This is a genomic window from Rhizohabitans arisaemae, assembly GCF_025996515.1.
Taxonomy (GTDB): Bacteria; Actinomycetota; Actinomycetes; order Streptosporangiales; family Streptosporangiaceae; genus Rhizohabitans; species Rhizohabitans arisaemae.
Genome location: NZ_BLRH01000001.1, coordinates 50596 through 62274, shown reverse-complemented (window position 1 = coordinate 62274; position 11679 = coordinate 50596). Strand labels below are relative to the sequence as shown.

The 11679-nt window shown below is 72.5% G+C and carries 8 protein-coding genes; 5 read left to right on the top strand and 3 right to left on the bottom strand.

Translation table 11 applies throughout. The annotated features are described in order from the left end of the window. Positions 1-329 precede the first annotated feature (329 nt). Positions 330-1934 (top strand): bifunctional 3'-5' exonuclease/DNA polymerase, encoded by a 1605-nt coding sequence (locus tag RUR_RS00250; RefSeq protein WP_283132760.1) that lies wholly within the window; start codon positions 330-332, stop codon positions 1932-1934. 24 nt (positions 1935-1958) lie between these two features. Next, positions 1959-2699, top strand: a complete 741-nt coding sequence (locus RUR_RS00245) for an SGNH/GDSL hydrolase family protein (protein WP_283132759.1) — start codon at positions 1959-1961, stop codon at positions 2697-2699. On the opposite strand, the gene RUR_RS00240 is transcribed toward RUR_RS00245, so the two are convergent. Together RUR_RS00240 and RUR_RS00235 are read right to left on the bottom strand one after the other, a co-directional pair. Next, positions 2662-4704: an MFS transporter gene (locus RUR_RS00240; RefSeq protein WP_283132808.1), complete on the bottom strand. Its 2043-nt coding sequence runs from the start codon at positions 4702-4704 to the stop codon at positions 2662-2664. The two genes, RUR_RS00245 and RUR_RS00240, sit on opposite strands and share 38 nt — an antisense overlap. 548 nt (positions 4705-5252) lie before the next feature. Then, positions 5253-7250 (bottom strand): ATP-dependent DNA helicase, encoded by a 1998-nt coding sequence (locus tag RUR_RS00235; protein ID WP_283132807.1) that lies wholly within the window; start codon positions 7248-7250, stop codon positions 5253-5255. 575 nt (positions 7251-7825) lie between these two features. On the opposite strand from RUR_RS00235, the gene RUR_RS00230 reads away from it, so the two are divergent. Beyond that, positions 7826-9277, top strand: coding sequence for a hypothetical protein (locus tag RUR_RS00230; protein ID WP_283132758.1), 1452 nt, complete (start codon positions 7826-7828; stop codon positions 9275-9277). Positions 9278-9397: 120 nt separating this feature from the next. Further along, on the top strand, positions 9398-9766 hold the full coding sequence (locus RUR_RS00225) for a hypothetical protein (protein ID WP_283132757.1): 369 nt from the start codon (positions 9398-9400) through the stop codon (positions 9764-9766). 407 nt (positions 9767-10173) lie between these two features. Here the strand turns inward: RUR_RS00225 and RUR_RS00220 are convergent, their stop codons facing one another. Beyond that, positions 10174-10683 carry an aggregation-promoting factor C-terminal-like domain-containing protein gene (locus tag RUR_RS00220; protein WP_283132756.1) on the bottom strand — a complete coding sequence of 170 codons (510 nt, stop codon included), beginning with the start codon at positions 10681-10683 and terminating at the stop codon, positions 10174-10176. A gap of 447 nt (positions 10684-11130) precedes the next feature. Between RUR_RS00220 and RUR_RS00215 the strand changes: the two genes are divergently transcribed. Then, complete coding sequence (locus RUR_RS00215) at positions 11131-11619, top strand: glutathione peroxidase (protein WP_283132755.1); 489 nt, start codon at positions 11131-11133, stop codon at positions 11617-11619. Positions 11620-11679: the final 60 nt, after the last annotated feature.

Here is an 11679-nt window from a genome sequence, read left to right as displayed (position 1 = left end):
TCCGGGGACGGCGCCGACGGCGTGGGGAGGAGTCGCACGGCCGCGTCGCGCACGGTCTGCGTGGTGTTCGCCGGAAGCCGGGAACCAGGAACCAGGCGGCACGTCGGCGCCTCGGCCCGCAGGGCGGCGTACGGTCGGCGCGGCATCCGGGCACACGGACGGGTCGGCATCCCCGGCCTCCGGTGCGCACGGTCGCCGCGGTGCGCGCCATGGGCGGAGGGTCGTCGGCCGGGCGGAGTTCCGTCAGGGGATCACCGGGCGCGGTTTCCGGTCCCGCGACCCGGCAGCCTACAAGATCGCTTGTCGGTGGGTGCGGTTACCCTGGCCTGATGCGGATCGCGGTGACGGCGGACGGGGAGGGCGGCGGGTCGCTGCAGCCGCTCTCCGCCGACGGCGTCCCCGTGGGGGGACCGGAGGTCGTCGCCGACCTGGCCGGGGCGGTGCGCGACCGGGAACGGCGGGACGGGCCCCGATGGGTGTGGGCCGACGCGCGGGAGATCTATCCCGCGCTCCTGCACGCCGGGACGGACGTCGCCCGCTGCCACGACGTCGCCCTCACCGAAGGCCTCCTGCTCGCCCGGGACGGGCGGTTCGGGGAACCCCGCTCGGCGGAGGCGGCCTACGCCCGGGCCAACGGCCTGCCCGTACCGGCCGAACACCGGGCGAAGGCGGACTCCCAGCCCGCCCTCTTCGACTCCGGCCCCGGACCCGCCACCCTGGAGACCGTCGCGGCCGTCTACGCCGACCAGCGATCCCGGACGGCGGAGCGCGGGCTGACCCTGCTCGCCGCCGCCGAGTCGGCCGGGGCGCTCGCTGCGGCGGAGATGACCCGTGAAGGCCTGCCGTGGCGGCTCGACGCGCACGACGCGCTCCTCACCGAACTGCTCGGGCCCCGCCCCGCCCCCGGGCGCCGCCCGGCCCGGCTGCAGGAGCTGGCGGACGCCGTCGGCGCCGCCTTCGGCCGTACCGTCAACCCCGACTCACCCGCGCAGCTGATGAAGGCGTTCACCGCGGACGGGGTGGCGGTCCGCTCGACCCGGTCGGCGGAGCTCGGCACGGTCGACCACCCGGCGGTGCCGCCGCTGCTGAAGTACAAGGAGCTCGCCCGGCTGCACGCCGCGCACGGCTGGGCGTGGGCCGACACGTGGGTCCGCGAGGGGCGGTTCCGGCCGGAGTACGTGGTGGGCGGCGTGGTCTCCGGCCGGTGGGCCAGCCACGGCGGCGGCGCCCTGCAGATCCCCAAGGTGGTGCGGCGGGCGGTCGTCGCCGACCCCGGCTGGACGCTGGTCGTCGCCGACGCGGCCCAGCTGGAGCCGAGGATCCTGGCGGCGCTCTCGGGGGACCGGGGCCTGGGGGAGGCGGCGGAGCGGGCCGATCTGTACGAGGCGCTCGCGGGGGCGTTCGGCGGGCGGCGGGATCAAGCCAAGATCGCACTGCTCTCGGCCATGTACGGCGGGGCCGCGGGGGAGGCGCTCCGGCTGCTTGCGATCATGCGCACCCGCTTCCCGCAGGCGTACGCCTACGTGGAGTCCGCGGCCCGCGCGGGGGAGGAGGGCCGGGTGGTCCGCTCGCACCTGGGCCGCGCCTGCCCGCCGCCGCAGGAGGGGTGGCGGGAGCTGGTCACCCGGCCCGAGGGGGCCCGGGCGGCCCGGGACCGCGGCCGGTTCACCCGGAACTTCGTGGTCCAGGCGAGCGCGGCCGAATGGGCGCTGGTCCTCCTGGTCACCCTTCGCCGGCTGCTGCCCGCGCCCGCGCGTCTGGTGTTCTTCCAGCACGACGAGGTGATCGTGCACGCGCCGCGGGAGCTGGTGCCGCAGGTGCGGCTCGCCCTCACCGAGGCGGGGGAGCGGGCCCGGCGGCTGGTGTTCGGGGACACACCGGTGCGGTTCCCGCTCGGCACCGCCGAGGTGGGGTGCTACGCGGACGCCAAGTGAGCGCCGCAATATGCTCGACCCATCATGAGAATCACGTCTTTCATCGCGATCGGTGACAGTTTCACCGAAGGCTTGGACGACCCCCGCGCCGACGGCGGGATGCGGGGCTGGGCCGATCGGGTCGCCGAACGGCTCGCGGTGGACAACCCCTCCTTCCGGTACGCCAACCTGGCGGTGCGCGGACGCCTCCTCGGCCAGGTGATCGAGGAGCAGGTGCCACGGGCGATCGAGCTCAAGCCGGATCTGGTGAGCTTGGTCGGCGGGGGCAACGACCTGCTCCGCCCGAGGGCCGACCCCGACGCGCTGGCCAAGGCGTTCGCCGGCGCGGTACGGCGGCTCCGCGCGGCGGGCAGCGAGGTGCTGCTGTTCACCGGGGTGGATCCGCGGGACGCCCCTCTGATCAACAAGATGAGGGGCAGAGCCGCGGTCTTCTACCTCCACCTGCGCTCGATCGCCGACATCCACGGCTGTCACCTCGTCGACCAGTGGTCGATGCAGTCCCTGCGGGACTGGCGGGCCTGGAGCCGGGACCGGCTGCACCTGTCGGCCGAAGGGCATCGGCTGGTGGCGGCGCGGGTCTGCGAGGTCCTCGGCGTCCCCTGCGACGACGACTGGCGCCGTCCGCCCACACGCGGCGCCGGCCGGGGCGGTGATCTGCGGTGGGCGCGGGAGCACCTGGTCCCGTGGGTCGGCCGCAGGCTCACCGGACGATCCTCCGGCGACGAGATCACGGCGAAGCGCCCGGACCTGCGGCCCTTCCCGTGACCGTCCCGTCCCCGGCGCGGAGCACCCGCGCGTCGTGGTCGTCCCCCACGGTGGCGGCGGCGAGCCGGCCCACCAGCTCGGCCAGCTCGGGGTGGTCCTCGGGCGACCAGCCCTCCAGGTAGCGGGTGAGGGTCCGCCGCCGCAGGTCCACCAGCCGGGCGGCGGCCCGTCGCCCGGCCTCGGTGATGATCAGGTCGTCGCCCTCGCGGGTGATCAGACCCTGTTTCACCAGCGTGTCGGCGTGGGGCGAGCATCGGTCGAGGGCCACTCCGGCCCTGGCCGCGAGTTCGGCACGGCCGGCGCGGCCCTGCCGGGCCACCCGGCACAGCACCCAGGCCGTCGCGGCGGGGAAGTCGAAACCGGCCTGCCCGGCCAGGTCGGCGTAGAGCCGCGACGCCCGGGGGTCCTTGGCGATGAGCCGGGTGAGGGCGCTCTCCATCTCCTCCCGGGAGGATCGCTCGACCGGGTTGGCGACCAGCGACTCCCCGGGTTCCTGCGCCCGGGAGGCGGTCCGGAGCGGAACCTCCGTCAGGAAGCAGGCGGCGGCGAAACCCAGCAGGGCCACCGGGACCACATAGCCGAAGACGCTCTGCACGGACTCCGAGTAGGCGTGGATCACCGGCCCGGCCACGTCGGGCGGGAGCGTCTTCAGCTGCTGGGGGCTCCCCTGGACCGAGGCGGGGTCGAAGCCGGGGGGCAGCGGCACCCCGGCGAGCGCGGCCCGGGTGTTCTCGGCGAGGCGGGCGGCGAAGAGGGAGCCGAACACCGACACCCCGAACGCCCCGCCGATGGAGCGGCAGAAGGTCGCCGACGAGGTCGCGACCCCGAGGTCCTCGTACCCCACCGCGTTCTGCACGATGATGATCAGAACCTGGACGACGAGGCCGAGCCCGATTCCGAGCACGAGCAGGTTCACGCTCATCTGCAGGGTCGAGCTGTGCTCGTCCATCCGGGAGAGCAGGTACGCCGCGAACGCGACGACCGCCATGCCCGTCATCGGAAAGACCTTGTACCGCCCGGTACGGCTGATCGCCTGCCCGCTCCCCACCGAGGTGAGCAGCATGCCCGCCACCATCGGCAGCAGGTAGACCCCGGAGACCGTCGCCGAGACCCCGTGCACGACCTGCAGGTAGAGCGGGAGGTAGGTGAGGGCGCCGAACATCGCGAAGCCGGTGATGAAGGCGAGCACCGCGGTGACCGAGAAGGCCGGGACCGTGAAGAGCCTGAGCGGGATCACCGGTTCGGCCGCCCGCCGCTCGGCCCGCCACCAGAGCGCCAGCAGGGCGATCGCCCCCGCGCCCAGCCCGATGATCTCCGGTGAGTTCCAGGCGAAGACCGTGCCGCCCCAGGAGGTGACGAGGATCAGGCAGACGACCGCACCGGCGAGCAGTGCCGTGCCCAGGTAGTCGATCGTGTGCCGGGTCTTCTCCGGCCGGGCGCGCAAGGTCGAGCCGATGGCCGCCAGGGCGACGACCCCGATGGGGAGGTTCACGTAGAACACCCAGCGCCAGCTGAGCTGGTCGGTGAGCAGACCTCCGATGAGTGGCCCGATCACGCTGGAGACCCCGAACACCGCGCCGAAGACCCCTTGGTAGCGCCCTCGGTCCCGGGGCGGCACCACATCCCCGACGATGGCCTGGGTGAGCACGATGAGCCCGCCCCCGCCCAGCCCCTGCAGCGCCCGGAAGCCGATCAGCTGGGCCATGTCCTGGGACAGACCGCAGAGCGCCGACCCGATCAGGAAGACGACCACGGAACTCTGGAACAGGCCCTTGCGGCCGAACTGGTCGCCCAGTTTGCCCCACAGCGGCGTCGACACGGTCGCCGTGAGCAGGTACGCGGTCACCACCCAGGAGAGATGGTCGACTCCGCCGAACTCCCCCACGATCGTCGGCAGGGCGGTCGAGACGATCGTCTGGTCCAGCGCCGCCAGCAGCAAGGCGAGCATCAACGCCCCGATGGTCACCCAGACCCCGTGCCGCGTCCCCTCCCCGCCGTCCGCCATGCCCACGGGCCTTCCCGCAATCCGCGGGCCGGTCACCCGGGGTGGCCGAATCATTGCCCGGGGCGGGCCGGTAGGGGCAATCAGGGTGACAACCTTGGACGTGCGGTACCCCGTCAGGTGAAGCCGGGCTCACAAGTGTTTTTGACATTGACAGCGGCTGTTGGTGCCGGACAAAGGGCGTCCGGCACCAACAGCCGCGCGCATTCTCGCGCCGCGGAGTACGCGGCGCGAGAAGTGCCGACGTAGCGCGACCGGCGCCTAAGATCCAGCCGTACTCACCACCAGGACCCGGAACCCCGGCCTACCGCCTGTGGCCTTTTCCGGCTCACTCTTACGGGTCGGCCACGTGCACGCTCGAAACGCCCCCGCGATCTGGACTGAGTCTTTGCGGCGCCGCGGAGCGGCGCCGCAAAGGCGAGGGAAGACGCGGGTTTCAGGCGTTTCGAGCCGGCCGAGCGGAGGCTCGGCCAAAAATACAGGCTCTTGGCGGCGACCGTGCTTAACGCGGTGAGCACGGTCAGGTCGTCTCCGTGACCGTGCCTACCGGGTCAGGGGGAGGTGGTGAGGCGGCGGAGGGCGGCTCGGGCGACGGTGCCGTCGTGGGTGGTCCAGAACGGGGGGAGGGAGGCGCGGAGGTAGTCTCCGTAGCGCGCGGTGGCCAGGCGCGGGTCCAGGACCGCGACCACGCCCCGGTCCCCGCTCGACCGCAGGAGCCTGCCCGCACCCTGGGCGAGCAGGAGCGCCGCGTGGGTCGCCGCGACCGTCATGAAGCCGTTGCCGCCGTGCCGTTCGGTCTCCCGCTGGCGGGCCGAGGAGACGGGGTCGTTCGGGCGCGGGAACGGGATGCGGTCGATGACCACGAGGCGCAGCGACGGGCCGGGCACGTCGACGCCCTGCCACAGGGAGAGGGTGCCGAACAGGCAGCGCTCCTCGTCCTCGGCGAACTGTTTGATCAGCAGCCCGGTGGCGTCGTCTCCCTGGCACAGGATCGGGACGGGAAGGCGGTCCCGCATCGCCTCGGTGGCGGCCTTGGCGGCCCGCATGGAGGAGAAGAGCCCGAGGGTACGGCCGTCGGCCGCCTCGATCAGCTCGGCCAGCTCGGTGAGGTACGCCTCGGGGAGGCCGTCCCGCCCCGGCGGCGGCAGGTGCCGGGCGATGTAGAGGATCCCGTTCCTGCGGTAGTCGAACGGGGAGCCGACGTCCAGGCCGGTCCACCCGGGCGCGGTACGGGCTTCGCCGTCCCCCTTCGCGGCGGTGGCGCCGGGGGCCGTACCCCGTCCGGGCGGCGGCTCGGCCAGACCCCATTCGACGGCCATCTGCCGGAAGGAGCCGCCGGGGGCGAGGGTGGCCGAGGTGAGCACCGTCGTCCGTTCCGCGAAGAGGGCGTCGCGGAGCAGGCCGCCCACCGAGAGCGGGGCCACCCGCAGCGACGGGGGCCGCCTGCCGTCCCCGCCTTCGAGCCAGACCACGTCGAAGCGGTCGTCCCCGTCGAAGGCGCCGAGGATCCGCGCGGCGGTGTCGTGCAGCTCGTCGAGGGCGGAGAACGCGGCCCGGCGCTGCCCGACCTGCTCGGCGTCCTCGAAGTCCTTCTGCCGGGGCCCGAGGGCGCGCCGGCAGTGCGCGGCGGCCTCGCGCACCGCCTCCAGCGAGCCGGCGAGGATCTCGGGGATCGCGTCGAGCCTGCCCGGCGGGGTGACGCCGAGCATCGCCTTCAGGTCCTCCCCGGCGCCGGTGAGCCGCTCGGCGGCGTCCTCGGGGATCAGTTTGGCGCAGCGCCGTACCGCGATCTGCACGCCGGTGGCGGTGACCTCGCCTCCGGCGACGGAGGTGACCCGGTCCACCAGTTCGTGGGCCTCGTCGACGACGACCAGGTCGTGCTCGGGCAGGACGTTGAACTCCTCCAGCGCGTCGATGGCGAGCAGCGCGTGGTTGGTGACGACGATGTCGGACTCGGCGGCCTGCTCCTTGGCCCGTTCGGCGAAGCACTCGGTGCCGTAGACGCACCGGGCCGCGCCGAGGCATTCCTTGGCCGTCACCGCGAACTGGTTCCACACCTGCTCGGTCACCCCGGGGTTGAGCTCGTCCCGGTCCCCCGTCTCGGTCTCGTCGGCCCAGTCCCGGACCCGGAGCACCTGACGTCCCGTCGGCGACGTGGCGGTGGCGTCGAACAGGGTCTCCCCTTCGGGCTCGTCGGGGGCGCCGACGGCCATCCGGTGGAGGCAGAGGTAGTTGCGCCGCCCTTTGAGGATCGCGAAGCGCGGGGGCCGGGGGAGCAGCGGGGTGAGCGTCTCGGCGAGACGGGGGAGGTCCCGGTCGACGAGCTGCCGCTGGAGCGCGATGGTGGCGGTGGAGACGACCACGGTCTTCTTCGCGTCGACGGCGTGCCGGATCGCGGGCACCAGATAGGCCAGGGACTTGCCGGTGCCGGTACCGGCCTGCACCGCGAGGTGTTCCTCGCGCTCGATGGCCGTTTCGACGGCTTCCGCCATCTTCACCTGGCCGGGGCGTTCCGCGCCGCCCAGCGCGGCCACCGCGGCGGCCAGCATCGTCGTCGTGTCGGGAAGAGCATCGGGCACGTCGGCCAACGCTATCGGGCCCGGCGGACTGCGGGGACCGCATCGGCCGTTCAGATGGGGGAAATCCGAACTCGATTTCCCATACAGGCGGTTCCGCTCGGTGGCCACCCTCGGCGGTACGCCGGCGTGACCTGCGTGGACGGGGTACGGGCGACCGGAGCCGCGTCGAATGCGGACATATCAGTCCGTACTCGTGTTCCCGTCGTCGCCCGGCGGCGGACGGGGTTCCGGTGCGTCCGCTCCCGGATTCGGCCGCCCGTCCGGGCCGCAGGGGGATCCGGCCCGGATCCGCTAGGCGGGCGGTCGAGATGAGATCGTGGGACCGGGCACGGCATCATTTCTCCATGCCTGTGGCGAATGTGGGACCGAACCGGCCGTCCTGGGCGGCATGATGTATTCAGGTATGACAGCCGGCCGCTTCATCGGGGCATCGTGACGGCGTGGGGGTAGGAGAAGGGGCGGGCGCGGTCCGTCTTGGCTGGTCAGAGGCGGGTTTGCTCAAGTCGACTGGACTACTAAAGGCTGGTTAAAGCAATATGTCTGGCATGTCGGAAGTTGTCCCGCTGCCCTCGTTCGGTGAGGTGTTCTTCGATGCGCGCGGCCAGGAACGGGTGCTCCGGGTCACCTGGCATGCGGGCACACTCGTCCTGAGCCTGTGGCGCGGGGAGATCTGCTCGGCCAGTTTCCGCATGCCTCTCGGGGACGTGGAGCGGCTCCTGGAGAACCTCGACGCCGGCCTCGCCGACGCCCTTGAAGCCGAGCAGACCTACGAGGACGGGCAGGCCTACGAGGACGGGCAGGACGAGCGGACCGAGGACGGCTCGACGGCTGTGCTCGGGGCGGTGGGCGCGTCCGACCACCCGGAGGGGGAGCGCATCTCGACGGTCGGCCCCAACGACGTCCTCGTCGCCGGGGGGATGGTGAGCACCGGCATGTACGACCGCCGGCCCCCCTCGGCCGGGTCCGAGGCCCCGGCCCCCGCGTACGCCGGGCCCGACGCCCGCCCCGACCCGTTGAGCGACCCGCTGCCGCTCGGGGACGGCCGCCACCCGCTGGGCGACCAGCGGCCCGAGCCGAGGCCGGACCCGCTCGCCCGTACGGCCGCCTACGACCACGGGTACGAGAACGCCTACGAGCCGGCCGCTCCCGCGCCCGCCGCCCATCAGGGTCACCCGCCTGCGGCGCCGTACGAGCCGGTCGCCCACCAGGGTCACCCGCCTGCGGCGCCGTACGAGCCGGTCGCCCACCAGGGTCACCCGCCCGCGGCGCCGTACGAGCCCGCCGCCCATCAGGGCCATCCGGCCGCGGCGCCGTACGAGCAGAATCCGCACCCGGGCCACCAGCCCGCGGCCGGCTACGACCCGGCGCCCTCCTCCTGGCCGCCGCCGTACGAGGTTGATCCGCTCAACGGCCCGCTGCCCACGGCGGCCGACCCGCTGGGCGTCACCCGGACGTGGGAACCGGAGACCCAGGGGACGCCGCCACCCGGCGCCTACCAGATCCCGGCCGATCCCCACGCGGGCCCCCACGCCGACCCGCTGAAGACCAACGCGTTCGATCCGCGCTACCTGCTCCCGGAGGATCCGCAGGGCGGCAGGGGAGCCCAGCCGCCGACGTACCCCGCCCCGGGTGAGAACGCGCGCGAGCAGATGGTCGCCGGGCTCGCCGAGCACGACCGTCTCGTCGCCAACCTGTCGGGTCTGGGGGCCCCGCAGGCTCCTCCTCCGGCGGCGGACTCCTACCAGGGCCGAAACCCGGGGCCGGAGTACTACAATCCTGGCCCGGGTTACCCGGGAGAGGGCTACCAGGCGCCGGGAGAGGCGCCCTACCCGGGGGAGGGCTACTCCCACGAGCAGGTCCGCCCCTACGTCCCCCAGTCGGAGGAACAGCGGGTTCCCCCGGACGGCTCCGGGGGCGTGCCGTTCAGCACCGGGGAGCGCTATCAGCCCTCCGGGGACCGGGGACGGTATCCGGAGGAGGATCATCGGGCCTGGTAAGGGTCTGGGAACGTTTGAAAGTCGGCAGATCTGACGATTTCCTTACTCGCCGCATGTGTGTCGGCGGCGGGCGTTAGGCTCCCTGACGTTCGTGTTTCCCGACACCAAAGGATCCTCCCCATGCGTCACGCTCTGATCCGCCGTCTGGCTCCCCTCGCAGCGGTGGCCGTCATCACACTCACGGCCGGCTGCAGCGTCGCCGACAAGGTGGCCACCTGCACAGCGGCGACGCAGGCTCTGACGGAGTTCACCAGTAAGGCCGGCGGCGCCGCCACCGATCCGGCCGCGTTCAACAAGGCCGCGACCGACCTCGGCACCAAGCTGGAGGACCTTGGCGCCAAGACCTCCGACTCCGCGCTGAAGGAGGTGCTCACCGATGTCGGCGCGAGCTGGAAGAAGATCAACATCAGCGACCCGGCCGGGGCCGCGGCCGAGATCACGAAGATCCAGGAGAGCAGCCAGAAGCTGGCGACCGCGTGCGGTTCGTAGCCGGCTGGACCTCCTGAATTCCGCGGTGCCCGCCGAGCAGGCACAGATAGAGGAATGAGGCGACAACCGGCGTCCGCCGTCTGACACCGCGCGGAGAACGGCGCGGGACGGCGTCCGTGCGAAAGGGGAGGGGCGCCGAGGGCGTCCCCTCCCGGCAGGCCTGGGCCTCGGTCCCCCGGGTGACCTCCGTGACGGTGCCGGCGATCTCTCCCTGATCACTTCGAATTCTGCCGGCCGGCAGCGGAGTTCCTGCCTCTGATCGGCAACTCGGGGGAGCTTCCGTCGGCGGCGCGGGGCGATGTCGCCCGGGGTCGCGCGGGCGGTGTCCGTCCCGCGCGACCGCCGGCTCAGCCGGGCTCCGATACGCGCCCTTCCCCTGGACGTATCGGAGCGGATCCTTCGGGGGATCAGTACCATCCGCGTGACTGGAACGAGCCCCAGGCCCCGCACGGGGTGCGGTATCGGATCTTGATGTACTTCAGTCCCCAGCGGATCTGGGTCTCCGGGTTGGTGCGCCAATCCCGGCCCACTCCGCTCATCTTCCAGCCGGGCAGCGCCTGCGGAATGCCGTAGGCACCCGAGGAGTGATTTGTCGCCCGGTGGTTCCAGTTGCTCTCCCGGGTCCACAGCCGGTCGAGGCAGCGGAACTGGGTGGTAGGCCACTCTCTGCGGGTGATGAGGCGTGAGGCGAACGCCTTGTTTCTCCCCTGCACGGTGATCGGCCGTTTCGGTGTCTTGGGGATGAAACTCGTCTTCCATACCCCCAGATGGACGACCGGCCGGCTCACCGGGCCGGAAGACCGGCCGGCCGACGCGGTGTCGGCGGCGTTCCCCGCGGTGCCCGTGGTGCCCACGGTGACCAGGGCGGTGGCGAGGACGGTCGCACTGACGTTGCGCAACGCGCGATTGATTACCAAGGTGATCCTTGTCATCGGGTCGCGTGCCGGACGCGCGTGCCGGCTCGCGCCGTACGCGACCGCCGCGGCGCCCATGGCTCGGACGACGTGTCGGCCTGTCCCGCGTGGCCCCAGGACCGTTTGCTCCCCGACACGCCCGCGCTTTTCCGCGGCGTCTCGTGGGCGGCTTTCCAGGGCGCCGCGACGAGTTCTCTACGCGGTTTGTAATACGTCCGGTACGGCGGGCAGCACGACCGGATATCCGGACATGGGGAAGATTGGAGGTCTCGTTACGCCGTGATGGCCGTGGTGCATCTTCTCCGCCGATGGGGTGACTCAAGGTGTCCCGCGGGTTTAACCGGATGCCGGAGACGACGGCCGCTATGTCGTGATATTGGACACATAAGGTGATGTTGAAGGCGGCCGGGTCCCCGCACCGGCGAGGGGTCCTGGGTAGGCTTGCCGGTCATGAGCGTCTACGACATTCCGGTACGGACCCTCGCCGGTGACCCGGCGACGCTGCGCGGTCTGCTCGGCGACGGGGCCGCCCTGATCGTCAACGTGGCCTCCCGCTGCGGCCTCACGCCCCAGTACTCCGGGCTGGTCCGGTTGCACCGGCGCTACGCCGGCCGGGGACTGTCGGTGATCGGCGTGCCGTGCAACCAGTTCATGGGCCAGGAGCCGGGCAGCGCGGAGGAGATCGAGGCGTTCTGCGCCACCACCTACGGGGTGGACTTCCCGCTGCTGGAGAAGACCGAGGTGAACGGGGAGGACAGGCACCCCCTGTACACCGTGCTCACCCAGACCCCGGATGCGGCCGGGGAAGCCGGCGACGTCCAGTGGAACTTCGAGAAGTTCCTGGTCGGCCGGGACGGCCGGGTCGTGGCCCGGTTCCGGCCGGGGGTCGACCCGGAGGACTCCGCGCTGATCTCCCAGGTCGAAGAGCTGCTGTCCTGAAGATCCTCGCCTTCCTGCTCGCAGGCGGGGTCGCCGCGGGCTATCTATGGATACGTCTCG